General features: G+C 60.6%; 26 protein-coding genes and 1 pseudogene. 5 read left to right on the top strand and 22 right to left on the bottom strand.

Annotated elements, in window-relative coordinates; all coding sequences use genetic code 11:
• Positions 1-464: 464 nt before the first annotated feature.
• On the top strand, positions 465-1,082 hold the full coding sequence (locus tag Q8O29_RS12875; protein WP_305563383.1) for a carboxymuconolactone decarboxylase family protein: 618 nt from the start codon (positions 465-467) through the stop codon (positions 1,080-1,082).
• On the opposite strand, the gene waaF is transcribed toward Q8O29_RS12875, so the two are convergent.
• The 12 genes and pseudogenes from waaF to Q8O29_RS12815 all read right to left on the bottom strand — a co-directional run bounded on the left by waaF (position 1,079) and on the right by Q8O29_RS12815 (position 13,214).
• Complete coding sequence (gene waaF, locus Q8O29_RS12870; RefSeq protein ID WP_305563381.1) at positions 1,079-2,101, bottom strand: lipopolysaccharide heptosyltransferase II; 1,023 nt, start codon at positions 2,099-2,101, stop codon at positions 1,079-1,081. The two genes, Q8O29_RS12875 and waaF, sit on opposite strands and share 4 nt — an antisense overlap.
• The gene (locus Q8O29_RS12865; RefSeq protein WP_305563380.1) at positions 2,101-3,108 is read right to left on the bottom strand and encodes an XcyI family restriction endonuclease; all 1,008 of its coding nucleotides are present in this window, start codon (positions 3,106-3,108) and stop codon (positions 2,101-2,103) included. Before Q8O29_RS12865 ends, waaF begins: the two co-directional genes overlap by 1 nt.
• Positions 3,101-3,958, bottom strand: a complete 858-nt coding sequence (locus Q8O29_RS12860) for a site-specific DNA-methyltransferase (RefSeq protein ID WP_305563392.1) — start codon at positions 3,956-3,958, stop codon at positions 3,101-3,103. The genes Q8O29_RS12865 and Q8O29_RS12860 overlap by 8 nt, the downstream gene beginning before the upstream one ends.
• A gap of 96 nt (positions 3,959-4,054) precedes the next feature.
• A complete protein-coding gene (locus tag Q8O29_RS12855) occupies positions 4,055-4,264 on the bottom strand; it encodes a zinc-finger domain-containing protein (protein ID WP_305563378.1) in 210 nt (69 codons plus the stop codon).
• Entirely contained in the window at positions 4,261-5,205 is a 945-nt protein-coding gene (locus Q8O29_RS12850) for a branched-chain amino acid transaminase (protein ID WP_305563376.1), read from the bottom strand. Before Q8O29_RS12850 ends, Q8O29_RS12855 begins: the two co-directional genes overlap by 4 nt.
• Positions 5,206-5,303: 98 nt before the next feature.
• Positions 5,304-5,738, bottom strand: coding sequence for a glycerate kinase (locus tag Q8O29_RS12845; protein WP_305563374.1), 435 nt, complete (start codon positions 5,736-5,738; stop codon positions 5,304-5,306).
• 147 nt (positions 5,739-5,885) lie between these two features.
• Entirely contained in the window at positions 5,886-9,398 is a 3,513-nt protein-coding gene (locus Q8O29_RS12840) for an Eco57I restriction-modification methylase domain-containing protein (RefSeq protein WP_305563372.1), read from the bottom strand.
• Positions 9,399-9,401: 3 nt separating this feature from the next.
• Entirely contained in the window at positions 9,402-9,779 is a 378-nt protein-coding gene (locus tag Q8O29_RS12835) for a type II toxin-antitoxin system VapC family toxin (protein WP_305563370.1), read from the bottom strand.
• A complete protein-coding gene (locus Q8O29_RS12830) occupies positions 9,776-10,090 on the bottom strand; it encodes an AbrB/MazE/SpoVT family DNA-binding domain-containing protein (RefSeq protein WP_305563368.1) in 315 nt (104 codons plus the stop codon). The genes Q8O29_RS12835 and Q8O29_RS12830 overlap by 4 nt, the downstream gene beginning before the upstream one ends.
• 53 nt (positions 10,091-10,143) lie before the next feature.
• Positions 10,144-10,897, bottom strand: a pseudogene (locus Q8O29_RS12825) (metallophosphoesterase).
• A 265-nt stretch (positions 10,898-11,162) separates the two neighbouring features.
• Positions 11,163-12,323 (bottom strand): IS91 family transposase, encoded by a 1,161-nt coding sequence (locus Q8O29_RS12820; protein WP_371134232.1) that lies wholly within the window; start codon positions 12,321-12,323, stop codon positions 11,163-11,165.
• Positions 12,324-12,353: 30 nt separating this feature from the next.
• Positions 12,354-13,214, bottom strand: coding sequence for a tyrosine-type recombinase/integrase (locus tag Q8O29_RS12815; RefSeq protein WP_305563366.1), 861 nt, complete (start codon positions 13,212-13,214; stop codon positions 12,354-12,356).
• A gap of 145 nt (positions 13,215-13,359) precedes the next feature.
• Here Q8O29_RS12815 and tcmP point away from each other — a divergent pair, with 145 nt between their 5' ends.
• Both tcmP and Q8O29_RS12805 read left to right on the top strand, forming a co-directional pair.
• Positions 13,360-14,439: a three-Cys-motif partner protein TcmP gene (gene tcmP, locus Q8O29_RS12810; RefSeq protein ID WP_305563364.1), complete on the top strand. Its 1,080-nt coding sequence runs from the start codon at positions 13,360-13,362 to the stop codon at positions 14,437-14,439.
• A gap of 121 nt (positions 14,440-14,560) precedes the next feature.
• Positions 14,561-16,276: a lysoplasmalogenase family protein gene (locus Q8O29_RS12805; protein WP_305563362.1), complete on the top strand. Its 1,716-nt coding sequence runs from the start codon at positions 14,561-14,563 to the stop codon at positions 16,274-16,276.
• A 7-nt stretch (positions 16,277-16,283) separates the two neighbouring features.
• On the opposite strand, the gene Q8O29_RS12800 is transcribed toward Q8O29_RS12805, so the two are convergent.
• From Q8O29_RS12800 to ruvA, 7 genes are all read right to left on the bottom strand, one after another.
• Positions 16,284-17,018, bottom strand: a complete 735-nt coding sequence (locus Q8O29_RS12800; RefSeq protein WP_305563360.1) for an ABC transporter ATP-binding protein — start codon at positions 17,016-17,018, stop codon at positions 16,284-16,286.
• 4 nt (positions 17,019-17,022) lie between these two features.
• Complete coding sequence (locus Q8O29_RS12795) at positions 17,023-18,249, bottom strand: ABC transporter permease (RefSeq protein ID WP_305563358.1); 1,227 nt, start codon at positions 18,247-18,249, stop codon at positions 17,023-17,025.
• A 15-nt stretch (positions 18,250-18,264) separates the two neighbouring features.
• Positions 18,265-19,569 (bottom strand): efflux RND transporter periplasmic adaptor subunit, encoded by a 1,305-nt coding sequence (locus Q8O29_RS12790; protein WP_305563356.1) that lies wholly within the window; start codon positions 19,567-19,569, stop codon positions 18,265-18,267.
• Positions 19,570-19,576: 7 nt separating this feature from the next.
• Complete coding sequence (ruvB, locus tag Q8O29_RS12785) at positions 19,577-20,650, bottom strand: Holliday junction branch migration DNA helicase RuvB (RefSeq protein ID WP_305563354.1); 1,074 nt, start codon at positions 20,648-20,650, stop codon at positions 19,577-19,579.
• A 20-nt stretch (positions 20,651-20,670) separates the two neighbouring features.
• Entirely contained in the window at positions 20,671-21,039 is a 369-nt protein-coding gene (locus tag Q8O29_RS12780; RefSeq protein ID WP_371134231.1) for a type II toxin-antitoxin system PemK/MazF family toxin, read from the bottom strand.
• Between the two features lie 10 nt (positions 21,040-21,049).
• The gene (locus Q8O29_RS12775; protein ID WP_305563351.1) at positions 21,050-21,304 is read right to left on the bottom strand and encodes a hypothetical protein; all 255 of its coding nucleotides are present in this window, start codon (positions 21,302-21,304) and stop codon (positions 21,050-21,052) included.
• Between the two features lie 90 nt (positions 21,305-21,394).
• A complete protein-coding gene (ruvA, locus tag Q8O29_RS12770; RefSeq protein ID WP_305563349.1) occupies positions 21,395-21,967 on the bottom strand; it encodes a Holliday junction branch migration protein RuvA in 573 nt (190 codons plus the stop codon).
• A gap of 95 nt (positions 21,968-22,062) precedes the next feature.
• Between ruvA and Q8O29_RS12765 the strand changes: the two genes are divergently transcribed.
• Both Q8O29_RS12765 and ybeY read left to right on the top strand, forming a co-directional pair.
• Entirely contained in the window at positions 22,063-23,076 is a 1,014-nt protein-coding gene (locus Q8O29_RS12765; protein ID WP_305563347.1) for a PhoH family protein, read from the top strand.
• The gene (gene ybeY / locus Q8O29_RS12760; protein ID WP_305563345.1) at positions 23,066-23,521 is read left to right on the top strand and encodes an rRNA maturation RNase YbeY; all 456 of its coding nucleotides are present in this window, start codon (positions 23,066-23,068) and stop codon (positions 23,519-23,521) included. Before Q8O29_RS12765 ends, ybeY begins: the two co-directional genes overlap by 11 nt.
• Positions 23,522-23,587: 66 nt before the next feature.
• Here the strand turns inward: ybeY and Q8O29_RS12755 are convergent, their stop codons facing one another.
• From Q8O29_RS12755 to Q8O29_RS12745, 3 genes are all read right to left on the bottom strand, one after another.
• Positions 23,588-24,589: an ABC transporter ATP-binding protein gene (locus tag Q8O29_RS12755; RefSeq protein WP_305563343.1), complete on the bottom strand. Its 1,002-nt coding sequence runs from the start codon at positions 24,587-24,589 to the stop codon at positions 23,588-23,590.
• On the bottom strand, positions 24,586-25,563 hold the full coding sequence (locus Q8O29_RS12750) for an ABC transporter ATP-binding protein (protein ID WP_305563341.1): 978 nt from the start codon (positions 25,561-25,563) through the stop codon (positions 24,586-24,588). The genes Q8O29_RS12755 and Q8O29_RS12750 overlap by 4 nt, the downstream gene beginning before the upstream one ends.
• A gap of 119 nt (positions 25,564-25,682) precedes the next feature.
• Complete coding sequence (locus Q8O29_RS12745) at positions 25,683-26,594, bottom strand: ABC transporter permease (protein WP_305563339.1); 912 nt, start codon at positions 26,592-26,594, stop codon at positions 25,683-25,685.

The following is a 26,594-nucleotide window of genomic DNA, read 5'->3' as shown; positions in this document are numbered from 1 at the left end:
AGCGCGCGCAGCGTCACGTGCCAAGCTCGATCACAACGCTGCGCCTGCTGCTGAGCGTCGCACTCGCAAGCGCCCTGGGTCATTGCCCGCATTGCCATTGGATAAGTCCGAGACTAAACTTATGACACAGTAAGACTAGGAGCCTGTCGCAGTAACCACCAGCGTAATAAGTCCTGATTTTTGCGCTTATTCATGCTGAAAGAGACAGCTCTCCCCTATTTGGGGGATGCCGCAAAAGCTGCCTCGCCCCTACATTCACAGGGTTGCTGTGACAACACTGGTGATTCAACAACAAGGAAAAAAGGCGAGGAACTTCAGGTCGATCAACAGACCTTTTCATCTCAATGACACCCTCGAAAGAGGACTTTGACAAGTCATCGCAAGGTGGCTTTTTTTTGCCTGCCCGCTGCTCGCAGCGCGTTACCATCGATGCCCGCAACCACCCCGCCCGCAGGAGATTCACCGTGACCTCAACCGATCAGGCAGCGTCCGTCCCCCAGGGGTTTTCGCCAGCGCCGCTCGAGCGGCTCCCGATGATGGCGCCCGAAGCGATGTCGGTGGCCCAGCGTCAGGCCGCCGAAGCCCTGATCGCCGGTCCGCGCAAGGCTGTGTTCGGCCCCTTCATTCCCTTGCTGCGCAGCCCGGAGCTGATGGCGCGCGTCGCCAAGGTGGGTGAATACCTGCGTTTTGACAGCGTGCTGGAAGTCCGCATCCGGGAGCTGGTGATGTGCCTGGTCGCACGTCATGTATCCAACCAGTTTGAATGGCTGATGCATGCGCCGTTGGCGCTGAAGGCCGGCGTGGCGCAGTCGGTGCTGGACGCGGTCGCCGCCGGCAAGCACCCGCACAGCGCGGCAGCCGACGAAACCGCTGCGGTGGACCTGGTCACAGAGCTGCTGGCGCACCACGGCGTTTGCAATGCGTCCTATGCGGCAGCATGGGGCGTGTTTGGCGAGCAAGGCGTGGTCGAGCTGACGACACTGGTCGGTTATTTCGCGATGGTGTGCTGGGTCATGAATGTGGCGCGCACGCCGGGCCAGCCACAGCCTGACCTCAGCGCTCTGGTCGCCTTTCCTGCTTAAACCGGTAAGGCTGCCAACACTCGCGCAGCGCTGATGTCCCTCAGGCAGCGGGTGTGGCCCAGCGGGCATTCGCGCTCGAAGCAGGGCGCGCAGTCCAGCGGCGGCTGGTAGGCCGGATCGTTCTTGAGCCACAACACGGCGGCACGCTGGCTTAGCGGCGGCGTATGCAGCGGGCTGGAGGAACCGAAGATGGCGACCTGCGGCACACCCAAGGCCGCCGCCACATGCATCAGGCCCGAATCATTGCTGACGACCTGCCGCGCGGCTGCAATGGCACACAGGGCCTGCACCAGGGTGGTTTTGCCGGCGAAGTTCAGGCACTTGCCAGCCTGCAGGGCATTGACCGGTGCAGCGATTTCTTCACACAGCGGCGCCTCCTTGCTGGAACCAAGCAGCACCACAGTCAAATCAAGGCCTTGAGCCAGCGCCGAAAAATGCGCGGCCGGCCAGCGTTTGGCCGGACCGTATTCGGCCCCCGGTGCAAACACCACATAGGCACCACGCTGCAGGCCGAGTTCAGCCAGCGCCTGGGCCACCTCGGCTGGCGGCATGGCCAGCACGGGCCGGTCCGTGTCCAGGTTGGTGTCGCCGCTGAGCGCCGAATAAAACGCCACCATGGGCGGGCGCTGCCCCTTGGCCGGGTTTTTCAGGCGATGGGTGAGCAGGCCGATGCGCGCCTCACCAAGGTAACCGATGCGTTTCGGGATGCCTGCCAGCAGCGGCAGCAGCGCGCTTTTCAGCGAGTTCGGCAAGACATACGCGGTGTCAAACTGGCCGGCGATGCGTTTGGCCAGTGCACGGCGCGCCTTCAGTTGCAGACCGCCGTGCGCAAAGGGAAACTCAATGACCTCGTGCACCTGCGGCATGGCGCGGTACACCGGCGCCACCCAGGGCAGCGCGCCGACAGTGAGCTGCTCACCGCGCGCGTGCAGGCGCCGCAGCAGCGGCTCGGTCATGACTGCATCGCCGATCCACTGCGGGGCGATGATCAGACTATGGCTTGAGACGGCCTCTAACATCAAATCTTTTTACTGCGCAACTTGGGCTTGGATTTGGTTTTAATCCCGGTCAACGCAACTATAGAAGCAACGAAATCGATGTGCGCCGTCGATGTGGTGTCCATCAATTCAGAAAATTTGAAAAATCGATTTGTCGTTGGCGACTGCCGAGAAGCCACCACAGGTTCTAGGCGAGCCACGTTCACAATGGTCCAGCACTCGGTGAACTTGCTGGCTTTTGCCTTGAGGTGGCTTTTCTCGGCCTCGCCAATTCGGTTATGAATATTGGACACATCGGTTCCCGCTTTAACTTCAATGGCGACCAAAGGCCTGTCGGCATGACCGGACGTCTTCTCAAGAATAACGATATCAGGATCAGCAGCTACTTCAATGGCAACCAACCTTCCGGCGGCATTGTGAAGCATCGCTTTCCTCCCGCTCACCACCGGCCGCGCATGGGCAACCGCTTTCAAGATCAGTTGATAAATCTCTTCGATGCCCGCCTCGCCGCGCTCGTTGTTGCGCCCTCCACGCAACTGAGGACCAATAGACAAAAGACTCAGTTCATTCAAGAATTGCTGGTCAATCGTCAAGTTGTCCATGCCTTGAAGAAAATGCCAAGCATGCAGGCCCATCAATTCACACAGCTTTGAAGTTTGAGCCAGCGCCCTAACACCCAATTCGCCAATATCTTCCGCCCGTTTGAAAATACCCAGACCCGTCCCCGTGTAAAACTCTTTCTGGCTGTAGCCCAGCAAGGTCCTGTAATAAGTCAACAAGGTAGGCCTTGCCAGCAAGACCATCGGGGTCATGAACAAGGCCTCGCCCCGCAAGCCAAACGACGCCAACTTCTGGAGTGCCGCAGCAGGCATCACTGCAGCTAGCTGCTTGTCGAGTTCTGCAATATTCAGACTAGCAACAGTTTTAAGTAAAGCAGATTGCAAGTGGGGTTTTTGCAACTCCACAAGCCGGTGTGCAAACACAACTTGCAACTCAGGTGGATCAAGACGAAATTCCAGTTTAGCCATTGGCTACCAAGCGCAGCACATTGCTGCGGAGGCCGTGCAATCTCGACGCCGCCATGCGCACATAGTCGGGGTTGAGTTCGATGCCGATGTACTGCCGGTTTTCTTCCTGGCTGACCAACCCAACTGTGCCGGAGCCAAAGAAAGGGTCCAGAACAAAGTCCCCCGCTTGCGTGCTTGCCAAAACACATGGCCTGATCAGTTCGGGGGGAAATGTGGCGAAGTGCGCGCCACTAAAAGCCTTGGTATTGACGTTCCACACAGTACGGCGGTTGCGTTTATCCAGGCCATTGTCCGTGGGCTCTTTGACAGCCTCATGGTCATAGTGGTAGCGCTCCGACTTGGTCAGCATGAACAGGTATTCATGCGATCGGATGGGCCTGTCCTTGACGCTTTCAGGCATAGCATTCGGTTTGTTCCACACCACATCGCTGCGCAAAAACCAGCCGTCGTCCTGCAGGGCAAACGCCAGCCTCCATGGCACGCCAATCAGGTCTTTGGGCTTCAAGCCTTCCGGTGTTGGTGGCCGTGTATTCATGGCGCGCGCGGGGTTTTTCTTGTCCGTGGCGCGGTAAGCACGGTTGCCACTGGTGTAGCTGTCACCAATATTGAGCCACAAGGTCCCGTCGGGCGTCAGCACGCGCTTCACCTCTGAAAAAATGCGCGTCAGCTGATTTATAAATTGAGGCAGCGAGGGCTCAAGCCCAATTTGCCCTTTGATTCCGTAGTCACGCAGGCCCCAGTACGGTGGCGAGGTAATGACACACCGCACTGAATCGCTGGGCAAGGCTTGCAAAACTGTCAGGGCATTACCTTCAAACAATGCGGAGCGCGTGAGGCGCAAGGGCTCCATAGTCTCTACATGCGAGATTTCGTCGTCCACCGCAAGAGACACTGTTGATTTATACATGTCTCAAATTTACGCTACTTCCCTCATCCGGGCAAGATATCAATGGCCAGCACCGACGTGCTCGCCGTCCTTGAGCTTGTACAGCGTGCCGCAGTAGGGGCACTTGGCCTGGCCGGTACGCCCCACATCGAGGTAGACCTTCGGGTGGCTGTTCCAGACGGCCATCTCGGCTTTCGGGCTGGGGCAAAACACACCGCCTTGGGCGTTCAGGTCTTTGGCCAGCAGTTCAACAGTGAAGGAGGTGCTCATGAGCAGACTTTCGCGAGCCAGTGGGCGTAGTTGGGGTTGCGTCCGTTGACGATGTCAAAAAACGCGCTCTGGATTTTTTCGGTGATGGGGCCGCGCGAACCGGCACCGATCTCGATGCGGTCGAGTTCGCGGATCGGTGTGACCTCGGCAGCGGTGCCGGTGAAGAAGGCTTCGTCGGAGATATAGACCTCGTCGCGCGTGATGCGTTTCTGAATCAGTTCGAGGCCGAGATCCTTGCAGATGTGCAGGATGGTGTTGCGCGTGATGCCGTTGAGCGCGCCGGCCGACAAATCGGGCGTGTAGACCACGCCGCCCTTGATGACGAAAATGTTTTCGCCCGCGCCTTCGCTGACAAAACCTGAGGCGTCGAGCAGCAGCGCCTCGTCGTAGCCGTCGTCCAGCGCTTCCATGTTGGCCAGGATGGAGTTGGTGTAGTTGCTGACCGCCTTGGCCTGCGTCATGGTGATGTTGACGTGATGGCGGGTGTAGCTGGATGTCTTGACGCGGATACCACGGCGCATGCCTTCTTCGCCGAGGTAGGCACCCCAAGCCCAGGCGGCAACCATCAGATGAATGGTGTTGCCGCGCGGCGAGACGCCAAGTTTTTGCGAACCGATCCAGGTCAGCGGGCGCAGGTAGCAGGACTCGAGCTTGTTCTCGCGCACCACGGCTTTTTGCGCGTCCATCACCTCCTGCTGGCTGAACGGGATTTTCATGCGCAGGATCTTGGCGCTGTTGAACAGGCGTTCGGTGTGTTCTTCCAGACGGAAGATCGCCGTGCCCTCAGCGGTGTTGTAGGCGCGCACACCTTCAAAAGCGCCGCAGCCGTAATGCAGGGTGTGGCTCAGCACATGGATCTTGGCGTCACGCCAATCGACCATCTCGCCGTCCATCCAGATTTTGCCGTCGCGGTCTTCCATGGAGGGGGCTACTGGGGACATGGTGCTGATCCTGTGATGAGTGTCATGAAATGAGGGTCCGAGCCGGGAAGGACTGGCCGCGTCGCGGCAGGAGCCCGGCGAAACCGGAAAGGCTGATTTTACGGGGCGCCGGACGGCCCGTCCGCAGCCGGTGCGGGATCCGGCACTTCCGGCCGGAAAAGCACATGACTGGCCAGCTTGCCGCCTGCAAAGGTGCAGGTCACATGCGACAGGCCGCCGTCGGTCCAGCGAAACACCTCAGGCTGCGTGTCTTTTTCCGACTGCTGCTCGCCCAGGCTTTTGGTCATGGCCACCACATGCAGCAGGGTGTGCCCGACCCTGAGTTTGGCATTGAGCATGACCGCGCTGTCCACATAACCGATAGGCCGGTTGGCTGCACGTTTGAGGACCTGCATCATGCGCGTGAAATGCAGCAGCACCCACATCACAACAACGGTGGCCACCACCGCAACGCCGGCCCAGCCGTACAGGCGGTAGGCCATGACCACTGCAGCCGCACCGGCGATGGGAACAAGAATTTTCTGGAAGTTCATGGCGCTATTTTCGCAGGCCCGGGCATTTGATGGCTGCGGAGAGTGCGTAGCGGCATCACGCACCCCAATTACCCATAAAAACAGCTTGTAGCCCTTATTTGACGGGCGTAATCAGCTATGTATTTAATAGCAACCGGAAGAACAGCATCAAGACGAGACCTGCCGCTCAATCAGCGCCACCTCCGACGCGCTCAGGGCAAACAGCTGGTACACCACCTCGTCAATGCTGCGCTCGGTGGCCGCGATGTTGGCGCTGAGCTGGTGGATGCGGATGCGCTCTTCGGTAAACCATTTGTCCCAGTCATTGCGGTCCCTCAAGGCAATGTCAGCCTTGAAGCGTTTGGCGACCTCTGCCTGAAACGCCTTGAAGTCGGGCAGCAGCCACCATTGGCTCAGTTTGTCGCCCAAGGTCGTTTGTGCACCTCTGGGCAGCGGCGTTGGCAACAGGTCATGAATGCGGCTGGCAAAGGCGCGCTGGGTGTTCAGGCGCTGGCTGGCGGCCTGGGCTGCGGCTTGTGCCAGCGTGGTGAGCAAGGTTTGCTGCTCGGGTGTGGTTGCGGGAATGGGCAGTGCCGCAATGTGCTGGGTGAACATGCGCCGGTAGCCACCGCGAATGTGGGTGGACATGCCCGCAATCAAAAACCAGACAACTTTTGAATTCATCAGCGCTGCAAGCCAAGGGTAGCCGACAGGCAAAAAGTAACCCGTGTTGCCAGAATACATGCCGTGGATATCGCGGTAAAAGCTGGAGGCGACGCAAATATCGGGGTAGTAAATTTTGGGCTGTTCAAACTTGCCGTAATAAGCGCAGGCCCGCAGTTCCCACCAGTACTCACCTTGGTCGGTGCGTTGGCGGGCTGCGTCGGCAAAGGGCGCCAGGTACGCAGCAAGCGCGGGGTGGCGTGCTGTCAGCCAGGCCCAGGCGCCGGCTTCGACGAGATTCGGTTCGTCTTGGGCCTCAACCCGGCCTCCTTGCGCGTCTGCCCGTTCGCCTTGAGCTTGTCGAAAGGCTTCGACAGGCTCAGCCCGAACGGAAGTCTTCATCGCCTCGCGCGTCCAGCCTTTGGGTATCAGGATCAGCCAGCGGTCTTCGCTTTCAACCTGCCAACGTTTGATGTCTTTGCCTTCCAGAAACGGCTTGAACAGTGGCTCGCTGGTGACATCGGCATACACCAGACGGTCGCGCGTGGCGCGGCCGATCACAAAGGCTTCGTTCAAACCCGTTTTGATGCCATAGAGGGGCGACCCCACCACTTCTTTCAAAGTCGGGTGGCCATGTATCAGCCGGGCGCGCAGAGCCGCCGCTTCGCTGCCTTCAAGTTGCCATTCACCGTAGCTTGAACTGGCGTTTTCCGCGCTGCCGCCCAGTTGCGCCAGGTCCAGGGACTGCTTGTTCTCTTCAAAGTAGGCGCTCAAATCGGCCACTGCCCCGGTCAACTGCAAAAATCGGGCGGGCCGGGTGGCATCCAGCGCCACCTTTTGTGCGGTGATCACGGCGGGGTAAGTCGTCACGCCTTCAAATACCTGCCAGTCACCAAAATCGACCAGCACTTCGAGCTGGCAGGCCGTCAGCAACAGGCGGCGCAGGGGCTCGCCCGAGCTGGTTTTGAAAAAGCTGCTGCTCGATATAAACCCCAGCCTGCCGCCATCTTTGAGCAGGCCCAGCCCCAGCTCGTAAAAGTACACATACAAATCTGCCACGCCGTGGTAAGCGGCGTAGTTGGCCTGCAGATAGGGCTTGAACTCAGTGAAGAGTTCTTGCCGCACATAGGGCGGGTTGCCCACCAGCACGTCGAACCCTTCAAAAACAGCGGTTGCCGACGCATTTTCAGCATCATTTAGGGCTGTAGCCCTTTGGATTCGTGCACCAGCTGCTATTAAATCAGGAGCAAACTCAGGCTGGCCGGAAAACCGCGTTTGCCAGTCAAACGCCAGCGGGTCCAGCGTTGCGTCTTTGACCAGGCTGTTGCCCTGGTAAAAATTAGCTTCCAGCCCCGCCAGCTTGCGGCCCAGCTCAGCGGTTTTTAGCCACAGCGAAAGCTTGGTGATTTCAATGCTTTCGGCGTTGATGTCCACGCCAAACAGGTTGTTATTCAGTATCTGGTGGCTGATGTCCACAATCAACAGCTCTGAAGGAGCCAGCTCGCGCAGCTTCAGATGCAACTGCGTGTAGGCCTCTTTGAGTACATCAAACGCAGCCACCAAAAAAGCGCCCGAGCCGCAGGCCGGGTCGCACACGCGGATGCTGCCCAGCTCGGTTTGCCAAGCCTGCCAGAAAAGGTATTCAGTGACGTTGTGCAGCTCGACCGATTTAGGCGTGTGCGCGCGTTCGTCCTTGTCGGGTTTGCGCCAGGCGCCGTCAAGGTAGAACTGGTTTTGCAGCGCAAAGAAGCGGTCAACAATGACGGGGTAAACCGTTTGCTCGACGATAAAGCGGGTGATGTGGTCTGGCGTGTACACCACGCCGTCGCGCTTGCGTTTGCCTTGTACGTTTTTGTCGGTTTTTTCGCTTTTTCTGCGCTCTTCTGTGGCGCTGAGGACAAAGTTTGAAATATCCCCCGCGCTCGCAATGCGCTCCAGATCGCTGATGCTCTGCTCAAAAATTCGACCCAGCACCGTCACGCTGACCTCTTGCGCGTAGTCGTAACCCGCAAGCTTGATAAAGCTTTTGACCAGTGTGTCACTGACCAGCAGGCCATCAAGCGCCGCGTCATGCGCGAACAGTCCGCCGTTGTACGGCGGGATCTTCAAATACGGATTGCCAATGTCCACCGCTTTGAACAGACCGACAAAATTGGTCCACAGGGGCTGCGGGTTGTAGGGGTTGACCTCAGTCGCGGCGCGTTGAATGGAGCCCTGCGGCAGCAAGCCCCGGCTTTCGGCAAAGGCAATAAACAGCAGCCGGTCAATCAGCTTTTGGGAATGCGCCACCAGCTCGGTGAACGCGATGCCCGGGCTCACGGGGTGCAGCCCAAGGATGAGCTCCTGGCGCAGGGTTGTGTAGTCCCTGTACAGCGCCTGGGTAATGTCACGCTCGGCGAGGGCGTTGGCTTTGAGCAGGTCTTGTGTGGCGTTGCTGAGCAGGTTGTCGGCACTGAGCAGGCCGACGAAGCTGGCGTAACGCGAAGGGTCAAGCAGCTCTGCGGAAGTCCACGACTCGTACACAGCACGGCCATAACCCAGGGCATACAGGCGAATTTCATCACAGTTGCTGACCAGTACAAACTGGCTGCCGGGCAAATCATTGGCGTATTCCCAAGCCTGCTGAACCGGGCTTTTGTGGCGGCCCTGCATCAGCGCTTCAAGGTTGCTGGTTTTGGGGCCCTTGAGCTCAAAAGGCGCAATGATTTGTTGTTGCCCATGAATGAAGGTGCCCAGACAGGCATCGACTGAGCCGGTGGATGCCCTGGTCTCCAGATCAAGCGTCCAGACACCGCCGTCATGGCTGCCAAGAAACTTGTAGCCCAGCACGTTGACAAAAAACAGACTTAAAAAGCTGGTGCGGATCGCCTCTTCCTTGACCTGACCCAGACCGCCTTTCAAATCAGCCGCCCACTGGGCAATGGCTTGCTGATGCGCTTGGGGTATCGGCTGCGCCGGAAAGCGCGCTTTGATCAGCTTGGGGCTGAACAGGGGTTGGGCAAAGAGGTCGCGCGGCATGGGTTATTTGATTTTGGCTGTGTAGTCCACTTGCGGCAGGTCTTTGAAGTGGGCGTCGCATGTCACCAGTTCTGCGTCGTGCTCTAAAGCGGTGGCGTAAATGAGGGCGTCGAGGGCGTGGAGTTTGTGGGCGCGCGCCAGATCCGCTGCCAAAAAGGCCACGCGTTCACCTGTCTGTACAACGACCCCTTCGCGCAGCGCCAAAACAATGTTGTTGGCGCGTGCCGCCCCATACTCACGCAGCGCCCAGCGCCGCAGCTCAAACTGAACCACACTGGAAATCAGCACGTTTTGTTTGTCGGACAGCAACCTGTTGAACTGCACACCCAGCGGACTACCTAAAATAATTTCGATCCAGACGCAAGTGTCGAGCAGCTTCATGCTGCGACTTTGCCTCGCGCTTTTTTAGCTTTGCGAACTGCTGGCTGACGCGGTGCGGGAAAGACAGACCCATCGCTTAGTTTTGGCAGGATATCTTCACGGCGCGTGTCCCGGTCACGGTAACCGGTGGGGTCACCCCCTTTGCCAATGCCAAACAAATCTTCAAGACGGGGCTGCGGCAACAATGAGACCGATTTGCCAATACACAAAAAAGCCAGTTTTTGTCCTGGCTTTAAATTCATGCTGACTCTGATTTCCTTAGGGATGGAGATTTGGTATTTGCTGGAAAGCGTAGCGGTGGGAATTGTCATTCTTGCACTCCTTTGATCGATAAAGCTATTGTAAGACGAATATCACTCAAGCATCAACCCATCCGACCAGTGCGCAGTGCCACCGCCCAGTCTGGCCGCTGGCGAGATTGCGCCAGTCTGGCCATACTTTCAAAGTCATACATCACGCTGCGCAGATCGATTCGCCAGCCAGCGGGCGTTTTTTCAGCCATGGCGTATCTGGCGTGTGGACTGCCCGTTTCAATATGGTGTGGGTAGGGGTGTAGGTCGTCGTAAGCCGGCAGGCCAACACTGCCAGGGTTGAGGAGGGTGATGAGGCGGCCGCTGCTTGGGCTGTTGACGCTGACAACACGGGGGATGTGGGTGTGGCCGCAAATGATCAGGCTGGCGGCGAGATGCGGGCCAGTGCCCATGCGCTCGATGACCTCGGCCTGCGTGGCCGCGCGCACGCCGCGCGATCCGTGTTGGCCAAAGTCGTTGGTGACCGTCTCTAGCCAGTAATGCAAGTCGCTGTGCGGCGTGCCGTGGCAGACAAAGACGTCATCGGCCAGCCACAGCGTAGGCGGCGCGCTGGCAAGCCAGGCTCGCTGTACGTTTGAGATTTCGCTGGCGGTGCAGGCATCGCTTGGGCTTAACTTTGCTGGCGGGAAAGTGAGCAGTTGCCGCTCGTGGTTGCCCGCAATCATTGGGATTTGTCGCTGCATCAACAAGTCAGCGGTGCGGGCAGACGCCAGCGGTCCGCCCAATGCCACACGCATCAATCTCGGCCAGCACGGCTTGCAAAGCAGGCAGGTTGCCGTGGATGTCTGAAATGATGGCGATTTTCATGGTTTTCAGGTATGTTTTAGCCTGATTAGATACTTGTCTCAGACTGCGAACGATTAGCGTTTATCTGCCGCGCTGCAATGCTGATTGAAACCATGAACAGCTCCCGCGGCAGATAAACCATGTTGGACTGAACCGCCGACTGAAGCGGTCACGATAGGGGATTGAAAGCTTCACCCCATTTGTTTGATCGGATTATGACCGGGCTTGCGCTGACTTCGGCCTGCCAGCGTTGCGGCGAACGCACAGCGGGGCCGCTGTCACGTCGTCATGCGGATGTGTTGTGCTCCCCCGCCAGGGCTTGGCCCGGTAACACGGCGGTGACCTGCAAGCGTCCGACCTTGCAACACGGACACAAACCCACTTCCATCTTGGCCACGCGCGCCATGAACCCTTGGGCAGACTCCATCGCCTGAGGGTTGGCCGCAGGCATCTGCAAGGCCCGCCTTGCCGCGTTGAGCTTGACCCCTTTGCAGCTTGATGCCAGCACCCCGTAGTGACGAATGCGTTTGATCCCTGTTGGCAGCACATGCAACATGAAACGGCGCACAAATTCTTCTCCCGGCAATCGCTCCAGACGTTTACCGCCCTTGTCATTGGCGCGTACCGTGAACGCCACCTCGTCGGTGTTGATGGCACGAATGCGCTCATTGCTGATGGCCGTGCGGTGTGTGTAGCGGGAGAGGTACTCCAGCGCCTGGGCCGGGCCGCCCAATGGCGTCTTGGCGTACACCACCCAGTCATGTTTGTAGAGTTGCTGCTGGCGGGTCTGCCAGGCTGCATTTTGGCCTTGTGGGTCACGCTCGATAGCGCCTTTGTGGTGGGCGCGTGCCAGCGCCTGCATGAACTTGCCCCGAAACACCTTGGACAAGGCATGCACTGGAAACAGGAAGTACGACTTGCGCGTTGGCAGGCTCCACTGCCCGGCTTGATCCAGCACCCCACAGGCCATCACCGCATGCAGATGAATGTGGCGCTGCAAGTCCTGCGTCCAGGTGTGCAGCACCAGGCTGAACGCCGGTGTGCCATCGGCCACACCCATCCATTTGGGGTTGGCGGCAAACTCCGACAGTGTTTGCGCAGTACAGGCAAACAGCGTGTCGATCACCCATCGCGGGTGCATGCCATACAAACCATTGAGACTGTGCGGCAGTGTGAACACCAGATGCGCAGAGGGCACAGGTAACACCTCGGCCAGTCTGCCTTGCAGCCAGGCATCCTTGGCCCGCGCACCGCACGGCGGGCAGTGCCGGTTGCGGCACGAGTGGTATTGCCAGTGGCTGTGGCCACACTTGTCGCAGGCCAGCTGTTGCCCGCCCAGCGCCGCAGTGCGACAGGCAACAATGCCCCGCCACGCTTTGGCCTGCGCGGTGTTCAGGGCGTGACGGCTCAAGTACGCCGCGCCAAATTGGCGCAGCGCATCGGCCAGGGCGGCCTTGGTGGCGACGATGCCGCTGGCTTACAGCTTGGGCAAGCCGGCGAGCAGGTCCAGCGGATCAACGTCTTTGGGTGGCTGAAACTGCGGGCTGATCAAGTGCAGGTAGCGAGCCGTGGTGCTGATGTGGCCGTGGCCGAGCAGCTTCTGGATGGTGAACAGGTCCACGCCGCCTTCAAGCAAGTGGGTCGCAAAGCCGTGGCGCAAGGTGTGGGGACCACCGCTCTTCATGATGCGGGCACGGTGGCGCGAGCCTTGGTAGGCGCGCTGGGCAGATTGAATGTTTACCGGCTGCACGCCGGTGTGGTTGCAAAACAGCCAGGTTCTGGGGTGAAAGGTGCGCACAAAAGTGCGCAGATTGGCCAGCAATGTCGCGCTCAGCAGAGTGTAGCGGGCATGCCCGCCTTTGCCGCAGGCCACCCGGATGCATATGCGGTCGCTGTGGCTGTCGATATCGCCCACGCGAAGGGCGCAGGCCTCAGACACCCGCAGGCCTGCTGCGTACATGGTTTGCAAGAGTATGCGGTGCACGGGGTGGGCGCAGCAGGCAAACAGACGGGCGATCTCCTCGCGGGCCAGTAATTCCGGCTGTTTGGCGGGCACCTTGGCCATGGCGATGGGAAAGAGTTCGCGCTCACGCCCCAGCACTTTCTGGTACAAAAAACGCGCCGCGCAGGCCGCCTGGTTCATGGTGCTGTAGGACAGGTGGCGCTCGTTGATCATGTGCAGCAGGTAGGCTTCAACCTCCTGGGCGCTGTACTGGGCGGGATCGCGTCGGTAAAACTTGGCCATGCCGTAGATGGCATCGGCATAGCTCTCCTGGGTGCGCGGGCTGAAGCCGCGCAGCACCATGGCGTCGATCATGCGTTGGCGTAAGGGTGTCATGACAAGTCTCCTTCAAAACCGGGGAATATTCCCCAGCTTGAAGGTTTCTCCTCAGACTCCCCGAACGCAAGCCACCCCTCAACAAAAACGCGGTGGTGGCCTGTGCGGACCCGCCACCGCGTAGCGGTTTAGTTCAACTGCCATATTGGCAGTTAATCAATCGGTATTTGAGTTCACATATGTAGACTGTGTTGCCGGGCCATGGCAAGCGGATGAATCGAAAATGGGTTCAACCTCGATAGCTATTTCTCTTCAAGTTTTGCAACGGTGCAAAAATGCGGTCGAGAGTCGTGGCGGACGAGCTGTGATTCGCGCTTTGTATGTAGAGCAATGCAATCATGCGTACCCATTCTTAAAAAAATATCTCGATGAACAAACACCCGCCGGAATAGAGGCCCACTCAATTCATGGTGAGTTCGTGGCGTCTCGTCAGAAAATACTTGATTGGGTCGGATCAAAAGGCAACGCCTTTTTCTTTATTGATCTAAAAGGATGGACTGAAGTCAAAGTGAAGACGCTCGCTCCCCTTCTTGCTCGACCAAGATCGGAATTTGTTATCACTTTCATGTATGACTTTGCTAATCGAGCGATAGCGATGGAGAAGCTCGCTGTAGTGGTAGAAGAGTTACTTGGAGAGGCAATTGATGCCGCTATGCATGACGGAGATAGGGAGTCGTTAATTCTCGACACGTATCGAAAAAATCTTAAGGCTTGTGTGCCAATACGAAATGCAAACTACCCTGCAAGGTCCGTATACGCTAAGGTTAAGGATCCACATAAGGATAGGACGAAGTATCACCTTGTGTACGTGACTACGCATCCAAAAGGGCTGATCAAATTTATGGAAACGTACGAAGAGGCGGCGGATCTACAAGGCGCAGTTCGTGCTCAAATTCGAGATGATAAAAAAGCAACAAAAACCAGAACAGATGACTTGTTTTCTAGCGAACCGTCTTACGTTGACGACAACGAGGTCAAAAACAATCGTTCGATCATTGATGACTTTTGGCTGAAATATATCGGTACCGAGCGAGTTATTGATGAGGTCGAATTTGCCAAAATTCTGGAAGACAACATCTGGTTTCCCGGTGAACTTCAAGCTTCACTAGGGCGGTTAATTTTGCAAAACAGGGTCAAAAACTTGGACGCGTCAAAACCGAGACCCAAAAAGCCACTTCATTACTCTGAACGAGGCGGGGAGCGCTTATGCGTAATAGTCTCTTGATGCAGTTGTATTGATTCATATCCCGGAAGCAATGCAAGCCGCCGTCAGCACGACAGCATCGAGCTCTTCATCAGGGTTGATGCCAGAGGCGCCCTGACCTGAGCTGGCACAAAATGGCTGCATGAGCCCCAGTCAAATCATCGTTCTTGCCACCCCCGTTTTCTTCCTGCTGATTGCAGTCGAGTTTGCCTGGGGTTACGCCAGGGGCCGCAACACCTACCGCCTGAACGATGCAATCAACAGCATCAGCCTGGGCATGCTGAGTCAGACCAGTGCGGTGTTCACGCGGCTGTTTCGCATCGGCATTTACACCGCCATTTATTCGTCGGTGGCGCTGTTTCCCGATGAGGCGTTCTGGACCACCTGGTACGGCTGGCTGATTGCGCTGGTTTTTTACGACTTCTGTTATTACTGGCTGCACCGCGCCGGCCATGAAAGCTCACTGTTCTGGGCGGCGCATGTGGTGCATCACCAAAGCCAGGACTACAACCTCTCGACCGCGCTGCGCCAGACCAGCAGCGGCGCCATCTTCGGCTGGATTTTTTATGTGCCAATGGCCATTGCGGGTGTGCCGCCGCTGGTCTTTGGCGTGGTGGTGCTGGTGGACCTGCTTTACCAGTTCTGGGTACACACCGAACACGTGCCCAAGCTGGGCTGGTTTGACCGCTGGTTCTGCTCGCCGTCGAATCACCGGGTGCACCATGCGGTCAACGACAACTATGTCGACCGGAACTACGGCGGCATTTTGATCATCTGGGACCGGCTGTTTGGCAGCTTTCGTGAAGAGGACGAAAAGTGTGTCTATGGCACACGCAGCCCGCTCAACAGCTGGGACCCGCTGTGGTCCAACGCCGAGGTGTACTGGGCGCTGGCCAAAGATTCGTGGCACGCCGCCAACTGGGGTGACAAGTTACGTGTCTGGTTCAAGCCACCGGGCTGGCGCCCGCCGGATGTTGCGGCGCGTTTCCCGCGGCCAGCCTTTGACATCAACCGCGTGCAGCGTTACCACCCGCCTCTCAGCCGTGCCGTGATGTGGTTTGGCGCGCTGCAGTTTTTGGTGCTGCTGCAGGGCGTGGCGCTGTTCCTCTGGTACGCAGACAGCCTGCCCGGTGCGCAAGCGGCCATCTGGCTGGGCGTACTGACCGCCGGTCTGTGGGCCGTGGGCGCGGCTCTGCAAGGGCGCATCTCCTTGACAGAGGTGCTGCTGATTGAGGCGGCAGCGCTGGCCACCGCCACCGGCGCGCTGGGGCTGGTGGAGTTGCACCGCGTTTTCAAACCGCTGGTCCTGTTAATTGCTATTATTTTTATAGCTGTTCGCGCACGTCCGATAAGGGCTGCAGACCGATTTGACGTATTTTTGCTGGCCGGGTTGGCTTTTTCGCTCGCTGGCGACTGTTTTTTGATGTTTCCTGGCTTCTTCATCCCGGGTCTGCTGTCTTTCCTGATCGCGCACCTGTTTTACATCGCGCTGTTCAAGATCAATCAGCCGTGGTTTCCAAGCCGGCGCGCGCTGGCAGCCACGCTGGCGGTGGGTGCGTTGATGTACGCTTTTCTGTTTGACGGGCTGACCCCGGTGCTGCGTGTCGCCGTGGCTGCCTATGTGCTGGTGATTGCGCTGATGGCCGCGCAGGCCATAGGCCGGGCCACCGTGTTGCGCGACACGGCCTCGGTCTGGGTGGCGATTGGCGCCGGGGTTTTCATGCTCAGTGATGCGCTGCTGGCGACCAACAAATTTGCCATGCCGTTGCCAATGGCGCAGCTGTGGGTATTGAGCACCTACTACATTGCGCAGATTCTGATCGCGCGCCATGCGCGACCGGCGGCGCCAGGAGACTGAAGGCCGATCAGCTTGCAGCGTGGGTAATCGCCTCGTCGCGTGCAATGCGCCCGTCGACCAGCTCTACCAGCCGGTCGCAGCGCGCGGCCAGGCGCGGGTCGTGGGTGACCACCACGAAGGTGGTGCCAAGCTCGACGTGCATGCGCCGCAACTGTACAAACACCTCGTCGGACGACGCGGTATCGAGGTTGCCGGTGGGCTCGTCGGCCAGCACCAGGGCGGGCGACATGACCAGGGCGCGGGCAATCGCCACCCTTTGCTGCATACCTCCCGACAGCTCCGCCGGTCTTTTGCCCATCGCGTCTGCCAGGCCCAGAGAGGCGAGCAAGGCGCGCGCATGTTCCCGCTGCTTTGCGCTGACGCGCCCTTCGCGCATCAGCGCCGGCAAGGTGACGTTTTCCAGCGCGCTAAAGGCCGGTAGCAGGTGATGGAACTGAAACACAAAACCCAGCGCACTGCGCCGCAGCAGGGTCAGGGCAGCATCGTCCAGACCTTGTACTTCCTGGCCCAGCAGAGCATAGCGGCCGGTGGTCATGACTTCGAGCAGGCCGATGATATTGAGCAGCGTGCTTTTGCCCGAACCGGAAGGGCCGATCAAGGCGATGAATTCGCCGCGCTGCACCTGCAGCGACAGCCCGTGCAAGACCTCTGCTTCGCTGGGCAGACCCAGGTTGTAGCTCTTGCGCACCTCACCCAGCGTTATCAGTGCGCGGGCATCAGGGGCGGGGGCGGCGGGGCTCATGGCGCTACATCCGTATGGCTTGCGCCGGGTCCAGCGCTGCGGCGCGGCGCGCTGGTGCGACTGCGGCCAGCACCCCACACACGGTGGCAACCAGCGCCACCTGCACGGCGGTGGCCAGCGGCAGCGTGATCAGAAATAGCGGCAAGCCGTCAGAGCCGCGCACAAAGGTGGTGAACAGCCAGATCATGACCACCGCCAGCGCAATCCCCAGCAATGAGCCCACCGCACCCACCACCGCCCCCTGCACCAGGAAGAGCCGCAAAATCTGCCCGCGGGTGGTGCCCATGGCACGCAAAATACCGATCTCGCGGCGCTTTTGCACCACCGACACCACCAGCACGCTGGCAATGCCCAGCACCACCACCACCATCACCACCCCGCGAATCAGCGCGGTGCTGACCGACTGGGCGTTGAGGGCCGACACCAGCTGGGCATTGCTTTCCTGCCAGCTTTCGATCTTGTAGGGAAACTGCTGGCGCAACTGATCGGCCAGCGCCTGGGCTGACCAGACATCTTTCACCGTCACATCCAGACTGGTGACGCCGCCAGGCAGGCCCAGCAGGTTTTGCGCCGCCCGCAGCGGCACGATCACGGTGCGGCGGTTCAGGTCTTTCACGCCCAGATCCACCAGCGCGGTGACGCGCACCGAGTCGCTGACCAGACCGGTCTGCACTGTCAGGCGGTCGCCCGCACGCACGCCCAGGTCTGCCGCCAGCTCGCGGCCCACAATCGCCTCGCCCGGCGACAGGCGCGCCGTACCGCTGATGACCTTGCTGCGCAGCCCGATGACGCGGTCGTAGCGGTCCAGATCCACCCCCGTCAGCGCAATCGCCTGGGTGGCTTCGCCGCGCAGGGCCAGGCCGGCGCCCGACACCATCGGCGAGACACCGGCAATGGCCGGCAGTGCCTCCAGCAGCGGCAGCAAGGCCTGCCAGTTGGCAAGCGAGCGCAGGCGCTGCGCACGCGGCTGGGTTTCGGTCAGCGTGGCAGTGCCTGCTGCGGCTTGCCAGGCCGGTGTGACCAGGTCGTCTGGCGCGCGCACAGTGATGTGTGCCTGTGCGCCCAATGTTTTGGTCAGGGTGCTGCCCTGCAGGCCGCTGATCAGCGCCGAGATATAGGCCACCACGGCCACGCCGGCCGCCACACCCACAATGATCAACACGGTCTGCATGCGTCCTTCACGCAGAAAGCGCAGCGCCACACGCAGCTCAAAACCAAACCCGGGGAACATGTAGGGGTCGGCGCGTCAGCGCCCCATGGCGTTGGTCAGGGCCGCGCCGGCGTCTGGCCCCGCAACAGCCTTGCCCACCGGCTGGCCGGGCTGCCAGGCCACCGCCCGCACGCGCACCCGGGCACCTGCGGGCACGCTGCCGCCCAGCAGCACCGCGTCGCCTTCAGCCAGGCCTTCCAGCACCTCGGCCGCATCCAGCGTGCGCAGACCCAGGCGCACCTGCCGCTCTTGGGCGCGCCCTTCAAGCGCAACCAGCACCGTTGCCGCTGTGGGTGAAGCCTGGGTGCGCAGGGCGCCGAGCGGCAGCACCAGGGCGCGCTCACGCCGGCCGGTTTCAACCTCAACCGACAGCGTCATGTCTTCGCGCAGAAACACCGGCGCCTGCTGCTGCAGTGCAAACTTGACTTCAATCGCCCCGCGTTGCGCATCCACCGCCGGAGCAATGGAGAGCACCCGCGCGGCAAAGCGCTGGTCGGCAAAGGCATCGGCCACCACGGCCGCGTTCTGGCCCACTCGCAACTGGTCCAGAAAACGCTCATCCACTTGCGCACTGAGTTGCGTGGGCCCGGCCAGCGCCAGGCTCATGAGGGCCTTGCCGGGCTGCACGATTTGCCCGGGCTCCACCTCGCGCGTCAACACCCGCGCATCGGTAGGCGCCAGCACGGCTGCCTGGGCCAGGCGCGCACGCGCCGCTGCCGTTGCCGCGCTGGCCAGAGCCAGTTGCGCCTGCGCCTGGGCCACATCGGTACCTGCCTCGGCATTGGCCTGGGTCTGCGCGCGGGCGCCGGTCTGCTGCGCACGGGCTACTTCCACCGCACGCCGCACTTCATCGAGCCGCGCTTCACTGAGAAAACCCTGCTTCACGAGTTGCTGGGTACGCGCCAGTTCGGCCTCGGCGGCTTTCAGCGTCGAGTCGGCCTGCATCAATGCAGACTGCGCCGCAGTGCGGCCCGTGCTGCGCAGGCCGGCCAGCCGCGCCTGCGCCTGCTGCTCGGAAGCGACGGCCTGTGTCACGGCGGCGCGCAGCTCATCGGTCTCAAGCTGAATCAGCACCTCGCCCTGGCGCACCTGCGCCCCTTCGGTCACCCGCACCTGGGCCACACGGCCGGTCACGGTGCTGCCGATGTCCACCCGCGACAGCGTGGCCACACGCGCAGAAAATTGCAGGGTGCGGAGCAAGGGCGTGTAACGCAGCTCCAGCACATCAACACGCGGGCTGCGCTGCACCCACCATGCGGCGCCTGCGGCCACCAGCACCACGGCCACCGCCCCCACCCATAGCCAGCGGCGTTTGGGTGACAGGCTTGCGGCAAGGTTCATGGCGGGCTCAGGTTCCGGGTTCAAAAAGGCCGGCACCGGTACCGGGGGGCGTCACCCCGAGGTGCCGGTAAGCCGCCAGCGTGGCGATACGCCCGCGCGGTGTGCGCTGCAGATAACCCTGTTGAATCAGATAGGGCTCGATCACGTCTTCAATCGTGTCACGCTCTTCGCCAATGCTGGCGGCAATGTTGTCCAGGCCCACCGGCCCGCCGTCAAAGCGGTGGATCACCGCCTCCAGCAATTTGCGGTCCATCACGTCAAAGCCCTGCGGGTCCACATCCAGCATGGCCAGCGCCTTGTTGGCGATGTCCAGCGTGATCTGACCCTTGCCTTTGACATCGGCATAGTCACGCACCCGGCGCAGCAGGCGGTTGGCGATGCGCGGTGTGCCGCGCGAACGCCGGGCAATTTCAAAACCGCCTTCTTCGTCCATGGGCACCTTGAGCAGGCCCGAGCTACGCCTGACGATCCGGGCCAGCTCTTCAGCGCTGTAAAACTCCAGCCGCGCCACAATGCCAAAACGATCCCGCAGCGGATTCGTCAACATGCCGGCGCGGGTGGTGGCGCCGACCAGTGTGAAGGGCTGCAAGTCCAGCTTGATGCTGCGCGCCGCCGGGCCTTCACCGATCATGATGTCGATCTGGTAGTCCTCCAGCGCAGGGTACAAAATTTCTTCGACGACCGGGCTCAACCGGTGGATTTCGTCGATGAAGAGGACATCGTTTTTTTCAAGGTTGGTCAGCAGCGCCGCCAGGTCTTTGGGCTTTTCCAGAACCGGTCCACTGGTCTGGCGCATGTTGACGCCGAGCTCGTGCGCAATGATGTGACTCAGCGTGGTTTTTCCCAGGCCAGGCGGGCCAAACAGCAGCACATGGTCCATCGCCTCGCTGCGTTTGCGGGCTGCGCCGATAAAAATTTCGAGTTGCTCGCGCACCTTGGCCTGGCCGACGTATTCATCAAACAGTTTGGGCCGCAAGGCGCGTTCGATGGCTTCTTCGTTGGGAGACGCGGGCGCCGCAGACATCACCCGCTTCACAGGCGGCACGCCGGACATGTCGAAGTCGTCGGTCTGGATGGTCATGAACAGGTGCGGGTTGCCGATCAGCCGGCCAGTTGAATCAGGTCGTTCAACTCGGCACAGGCCTGTTTGAAAATAGTCTCACGCACTTTGCCTGAGGCATGAGGCCTGGCACCTCTTTGCCGCCAGTCCATGCTTTTTGGCTGGTTGCAAATGACGTAACTGGGATCACCGGCGCCACGGCTGTTGTCAACGGCAAAGGGATTGGTGGCGTTGGCGGCAGCCGTGGACATGGGCAATCCCACCACCAACGAGGTGCGCTCGTTGTAAGCACGCGTGGTCAGAACCACCATGGGATGGACATCCCGCATTTCCTTGCCCGACTGCGGGTTGAAATTGATCCAGATGATGTCGCGCCGGTCCGGCACCCACGGTTTTTCGGCAGCCAACACAGCACCTTGCTTACCGTGCACCGAACTCTGCGCCCACTGCCGCCCCGGTCATCAGCTCGCCACTGTGAACAAGGGGGTCATAGGCTTTCAGTTTCTGCGCCAGCGAACGCTTTTTGAGGGCAACGCGCAACTCCAGCCGACCCGGCGCGATTACCTCGACTTCGAGCGGTGTGTCAGGCGTGATGTGCATGGCTTGCATGAGTTCGCGGCTCAGGCGTATGCCATGGCTGTTGCCCCAGGGAGAAATCGATAGCGTGGTGTTCATCAGTTAAGTATATCCCACCGGATATCCACAGACAAGACCCATCACGACCAAATAAGGACAGGCACGGCAGCAAATTCCCGCTTGGGGGCGCTATTTCGCCAACGCCTTGAGAGCCAGCTTGATGCCGTCACTGACACCAATGTCCTTGGGCAAGGGTTTGAGCGCCAGCGCCGCATCGCGGTCGCTGTAGCCCAGCGCCACCAGCGCCTGAAGAATGTCTGACTGCGCATCATCGGCTACGCTGACGGTGATGCCCATGTCGGCGCCCAGCTTGCCTTTCAACTCCAGCAGCAAGCGCTCTGCGGTTTTTTTGCCTATGCCCGGCACCTTGATGATGCGGCCGGCTTCCTGGCTGGTGACGGCCTGGGCCAGCTCATCGACGCTCATGCCACTGAGCACGCTGAGGGCGGTGCGCGGGCCGACACCGGATATCTTGATCAGCTGGCGAAAGGCCGCACGCTCACTGGCAGTGCCAAAACCGTACAGCAATTGCGCGTCTTCGCGCACCACAAAATGCGTCAGCAGGCTGACTTTTTCGCCCAGCGCCGGCAGGTTGTAAAAGGTGCTCATAGGCACCAGCACCTCGTAACCGACGCCGTTGCAGTCCACCAGCAGTTCCGGCGGGTTCTTTTCGGCCAGCAGGCCAGTGATGCGTCCAATCATGGGCAAATCTTATCAGTGCACTGGCGCTGCCCGCCGGCTTGAATATCGAGGGACAATCACCCATCTGTCGGCCTTGCCACAAGGAAAACAAACTTTTGATACTCCGTCACACCTTCTCGCCGCCCAACAACACGCGCATGGGCCATCTGTGCGGACCGATGGACGCTCACATCCGCACCATCGAGGCGGCGCTGCAGGTGACGATTGCGCACCGCTTCGAGCAGTTCAAGATTGACGGGCCCAAGGCTAAGGCGCAGCAGGCACTCGAAGTGCTGCAGGCGCTGTACGAAATGGCGCAGCGACCTATCCCGGAAGAGCAGGTGCAGCTGATGCTGGCCGGCGATACCGCGCTGAGTGTGGCGCCTGACGGTGCCATGGCGCTGTCCACGCGCCGTGCCGACCTGCGGGCGCGCACCAGCAACCAGGGCGCCTACCTGGAAAACATCGCCACCCACGACATCACCTTCGGCATCGGCCCGGCCGGTACCGGCAAAACCTACCTGGCCGTGGCCTGCGCGGTCGATGCGCTGGAGCGCAGCGCGGTGCAGCGCATTGTGCTGACGCGCCCGGCGGTCGAGGCCGGCGAGCGCCTGGGTTTTCTGCCCGGCGACCTGAACCAGAAGGTCGATCCTTATCTGCGGCCGCTGTACGACGCGTTGTACGAACTCATGGGTTTCGAGCGCGTGCAAAAAGCGTTTGAGCGCCAGCAGATCGAAATTGCGCCGCTGGCCTTCATGCGTGGCCGCACGCTGAACCATGCGTTTGTGATTCTGGACGAGGCGCAAAACACCACACCCGAACAGATGAAGATGTTTTTGACGCGCATCGGTTTTGGTGCCAAGGCGGTGATCACTGGCGATGTGAGCCAGGTCGACCTGCCGCGCACCCAGCTCAGCGGCCTGATCGACGCCGAACGTGTGCTCAAACGTGTCAAGGGCATCGCCATCACGCGCCTGACCAGTGCCGACGTGGTGCGGCATCCGCTGGTGGCGCGCATCGTGGACGCCTACGACGGCTACACCCCGAAACCGCTGCGTGGCGACGACGCTGTTGATGCGGTGGTGCCGGTGGCGCGCCCAAGCCGGACCAAAAGCCGCAATGGCTCTTAAGCAGCTCAGCCTGTCGCTGCAGTTCGGCGACATCAAAGACGCCAAGCGCCATCGCGCCGCCTTGCCACGCCACAGCGTCGCGCGCTGGATACGCCATGCGCTGGACAGCGACGCAGAGATCACGGTGCGCATCGTCGATGCTGAAGAGGGCCAGACCCTGAACCGCAGCTACCGGCAAAAAGACTACGCGACCAATGTGCTGACCTTCGACTATCGCGCTGGCCCCCTGGTCGCCGCCGACCTGGTGCTGTGTGCACCGGTTGTTGCCAAAGAGGCGCGCGAGAACCGCAAGACGCTGAAGGACCATTACGCGCATCTGCTGGTGCATGGCGTGTTGCATGCGCAGGGCTGGGACCACGAGACCGGCGAGACCGATGCGCAGGCCATGGAAGCGCGCGAGGTCGAGATATTGGCCGACCTGGGCATTGCCAACCCCTACCGTTAAATTTTGCATCAAATCGGTCTCTAGCCCATAACCTGCGGGCGCAGGCAGCTACAAAAATCATAGCGGCTAAATTCTGCCTTCTTCCACGGCATGGCAGGCAATCTTCACGCCCTGGAGGGTCAGGAGTTGCGGCCGCTCGGCGCGGCAGCGGTCGTTGACGTGCGGACAGCGCGGGTGGAAGGTGCAACCGGTGGGCGGGTTCAAAGGATTGGGCACCTCGCCCTGCACTGGGGTGCGGGCACGCCCGGTATCGTGCATCTTCGGAATCGCGTCCAGCAGCATGCGTGTGTAGGGGTGGCGCGGCGCCGCAAACAGCGTCTGCTTGTTGGCCAGTTCGACCAAGCGGCCCAGGTACATCACGCCGACCTGGTCGCTGACATGGCGCACCACCGCAAGGTTGTGCGAGATGAACAGGTAAGTCAGCCCGCGTTCGCGCTGCAGGTCCTTCATGATGTTGAGCACCTGCGCCTGCACACTCACGTCAAGCGCAGAGGTTGGCTCGTCGCAGACCAAAAACTCGGGTTCGGTCGCGAGCGCGCGCGCGATCGAGATGCGCTGGCGCTGCCCGCCCGAGAACTGGTGCGGGTATTTGGGTCCATCCAGCGGCGACAGCCCGACTGACTTGAGCAACTCGCCAACCTTGGCCTTGAGCTCGGCATCGTCGGTGATCAGGCCATGCTCGCGCAGCGGCTCGCCCACGATGTCCTCGACAATCCAGCGCGGGTTCAGGCTGGCATACGGATCCTGGAAAATCATCTGGATGCGGCTGCGCAACTGCCGGCCTTGCGGCGTTTTGAAGGCAGCATGGGCATCCTGTCCATCGAAGGTCAGGCCGCCACGGGTCGGGTTGTAAAGCCCCACCAACAGTTTGGCCACCGTGCTTTTGCCGCAGCCGGACTCGCCGACCAGCGCCAGGGTTTTGCCTTTTTCAATCTCGAAACTCACGCCATCGACGGCATTGAGCATCAGCCGGGGCTTGCCCTCGATCACCCGGTTCAGCCAGGGCGGTGACACGTCAAAGGTCATGGCCAGGTCATGCGCCTGAACCAGTGGTGCAGCGGTGCTCATGCGCTCACCCCCACCGGCACATCATGCAGCCAGCAGGCAGCGCGCGTGGCTCCAGCCGACAACAGGTCGGGCCGCTCCTGGCGGCAATGCTCGAACACCTTGGGGCAGCGCGGGTTGAAGGCGCAGCCTTGCGGGATGGCGTTCAGGCGCGGCATGGCGCCGTCGATCTGGTTAAGCCGCTCGCGGTCCAGCGTGATGTCGGGGATGGCCGCCATCAGGCCTTCGGTGTAGGGATGCGAGGAGTGGTTGATGACCTCATGCACCGGGCCGATCTCGGCAATGCGCCCGGCATACAGCACGGCCACGCGGTCGCAGGTTTCGGCGATCACGCCCATGTCATGGGTAATCAGCATCACGGCGGCGCCGCGCTTTTTGCAGATATTTTTGAGCAGCATGATGATCTGTGCCTGGATCGACACGTCGAGCGCTGTGGTCGGCTCGTCGGCGACGATTAGCTTGGGCTCGGCGGCCAGCGCCAGGGCAATCACCACACGCTGTCGCATGCCGCCAGAGAACTGGTGCGGAAAATGTTCGATGCGCTGCTCGGCGGCCGGAATGCCGGTGTCCTGCAGCAGCGAGATCGCACGCTGGCGCGCCTCGGCATGGCTCACCGGCAAATGCGCCTGGATGGTTTCGATCAGTTGCCGACCCACGCTGTACAGCGGGTTCAGCGAGGTCAGCGGGTCCTGGAAAATCGCGCCTATCTTGCGGCCGCGGATATGGCGCATTTGCTGATAGGGCAAGTTGTCGATGCGCTGGCCTTCGAGCAGAATTTGCCCGCCGCCAATGCGCCCAGGTGGCTCCAGCAGGCCAATGATGGCCGCGCCCGTCAGCGACTTGCCGGCACCGGATTCACCGACCACGCCAAGGATTTCTCCCGGCGCGATTTCAAAGGAAATGTCGTCCAGCGCACGCAGCGTGCCGCGCCGGCCAGGGAATTCGACGATCAGGTTCTTGACTTGTAAAAGACTCATTGACTACTCAGCACGTATAGGCGCGGGCCATGCAATTTCCCGCCGGGCCGCCTCAAGGGAAATTAGCCCCCTCGGGGGGCAGCGTATTACACGAAGTGAAAAGCGTGGGGGCCATTTTTTTAGCGCAGGCGCGGGTTCAGCGCATCGCGCAGCCAGTCACCCAGCAAATTGACGCTCAGCGAAATCGTCACCAGCATGACGCCGGGAAACACCGTGATCCACCACTCGCCTGAAAACAGGTAATCGTTGCCGATGCGGATCAGCGTGCCCAGCGATGGCGAGGTCGGCGGCGCGCCGACGCCCAGAAAAGACAGGGTCGCTTCGGTGATGATGGCCGTGGCCACCTGGATGGTCGCCAGCACCAGCACCGGCCCCATGACATTGGGCAGCACATGGCGACGCATGATGCGCAGCGGAGCCACGCCGGTCACACGGGCGGCCTGCACATACTCCTTGCTGCGTTCGACCAGGGTCGAGCCGCGCACGGTCCGCGCGTACTGGACCCAACCCGTGAGCGTGATCGAGATGATCAGCACCCCCAGCGCCAGCGAGTCCTGGGCATTGGGAAACAGCGCCCGTCCGACCCCCGCAATCAGCAAAGCCACCAAAATAGCCGGGAAGGACAGCATGACATCGCACAAACGCATCAGGGCAGAGTCGATCCAGCCGCCGTAGAAGCCGGCCAGCAGGCCCAGGCCCACGCCAAGCACCACCGACAAAACCACCGACGCAAAACCCACGGCCAGCGACACCCGGGCGCCGTACATCAGGGCCGACAGAATGTCGCGGCCCTGGTCGTCGGTGCCAAGCAAATATTTGGTCGAACCGGCCTCTGACCAGGCCGGTGGCAAACGCGCGTCACTGAGCTCAAGTGTTGTCAGGTCAAACGGGTTGTGCGGGGCAATAAAGCCCGCAAACACCGAACCAAAAATACAGATCAGGGCGACTGCGGCCGCCGCCATCGCCACCGGGGAGGTGCGAAAGCTGTAGCCGACGTCGCCGTCCCATAACCGGAAAAGCGCGCTTCTCAT

Source organism: Polaromonas sp. (genome assembly GCF_030689685.1).
Lineage (GTDB): Bacteria > Pseudomonadota > Gammaproteobacteria > Burkholderiales > Burkholderiaceae_C > Polaromonas.
Note: the sequence above shows the minus strand (reverse complement) of the source record. Positions and strands in the feature narration are given on the sequence as shown.

Excerpts from the sequence above, each read along its gene's own strand:
- Q8O29_RS12840 (WP_305563372.1), bottom strand. The coding sequence starts at position 9,398 with ATGCCGCGCGACCTCTTTGCCCAACCCCTGTTCAGCCCCAAGCTGATC.
- ruvA (WP_305563349.1), bottom strand. The coding sequence starts at position 21,967 with ATGATTGGACGCATCACTGGCCTGCTGGCCGAAAAGAACCCGCCGGAA.
- Q8O29_RS12815 (WP_305563366.1), bottom strand. The coding sequence starts at position 13,214 with ATGACACCCTTACGCCAACGCATGATCGACGCCATGGTGCTGCGCGGC.
- Q8O29_RS12835 (WP_305563370.1), bottom strand. The coding sequence starts at position 9,779 with ATGAAGCTGCTCGACACTTGCGTCTGGATCGAAATTATTTTAGGTAGT.
- ybeY (WP_305563345.1), top strand. The coding sequence starts at position 23,066 with ATGGCTCTTAAGCAGCTCAGCCTGTCGCTGCAGTTCGGCGACATCAAA.
- waaF (WP_305563381.1), bottom strand. The coding sequence starts at position 2,101 with ATGTTAGAGGCCGTCTCAAGCCATAGTCTGATCATCGCCCCGCAGTGG.
- Q8O29_RS12755 (WP_305563343.1), bottom strand. The coding sequence starts at position 24,589 with ATGAGCACCGCTGCACCACTGGTTCAGGCGCATGACCTGGCCATGACC.
- Q8O29_RS12750 (WP_305563341.1), bottom strand. The coding sequence starts at position 25,563 with ATGAGTCTTTTACAAGTCAAGAACCTGATCGTCGAATTCCCTGGCCGG.
- Q8O29_RS12795 (WP_305563358.1), bottom strand. The coding sequence starts at position 18,249 with ATGTTCCCCGGGTTTGGTTTTGAGCTGCGTGTGGCGCTGCGCTTTCTG.
- Q8O29_RS12745 (WP_305563339.1), bottom strand. The coding sequence starts at position 26,594 with ATGAGAAGCGCGCTTTTCCGGTTATGGGACGGCGACGTCGGCTACAGC.
- Q8O29_RS12865 (WP_305563380.1), bottom strand. The coding sequence starts at position 3,108 with ATGGCTAAACTGGAATTTCGTCTTGATCCACCTGAGTTGCAAGTTGTG.
- Q8O29_RS12790 (WP_305563356.1), bottom strand. The coding sequence starts at position 19,569 with ATGAACCTTGCCGCAAGCCTGTCACCCAAACGCCGCTGGCTATGGGTG.
- Q8O29_RS12775 (WP_305563351.1), bottom strand. The coding sequence starts at position 21,304 with ATGAACACCACGCTATCGATTTCTCCCTGGGGCAACAGCCATGGCATA.
- Q8O29_RS12805 (WP_305563362.1), top strand. The coding sequence starts at position 14,561 with ATGAGCCCCAGTCAAATCATCGTTCTTGCCACCCCCGTTTTCTTCCTG.
- Q8O29_RS12860 (WP_305563392.1), bottom strand. The coding sequence starts at position 3,958 with ATGGAGCCCTTGCGCCTCACGCGCTCCGCATTGTTTGAAGGTAATGCC.
- Q8O29_RS12850 (WP_305563376.1), bottom strand. The coding sequence starts at position 5,205 with ATGTCCCCAGTAGCCCCCTCCATGGAAGACCGCGACGGCAAAATCTGG.
- ruvB (WP_305563354.1), bottom strand. The coding sequence starts at position 20,650 with ATGACCATCCAGACCGACGACTTCGACATGTCCGGCGTGCCGCCTGTG.
- Q8O29_RS12845 (WP_305563374.1), bottom strand. The coding sequence starts at position 5,738 with ATGAACTTCCAGAAAATTCTTGTTCCCATCGCCGGTGCGGCTGCAGTG.
- Q8O29_RS12830 (WP_305563368.1), bottom strand. The coding sequence starts at position 10,090 with ATGACAATTCCCACCGCTACGCTTTCCAGCAAATACCAAATCTCCATC.
- Q8O29_RS12855 (WP_305563378.1), bottom strand. The coding sequence starts at position 4,264 with ATGAGCACCTCCTTCACTGTTGAACTGCTGGCCAAAGACCTGAACGCC.
- Q8O29_RS12800 (WP_305563360.1), bottom strand. The coding sequence starts at position 17,018 with ATGAGCCCCGCCGCCCCCGCCCCTGATGCCCGCGCACTGATAACGCTG.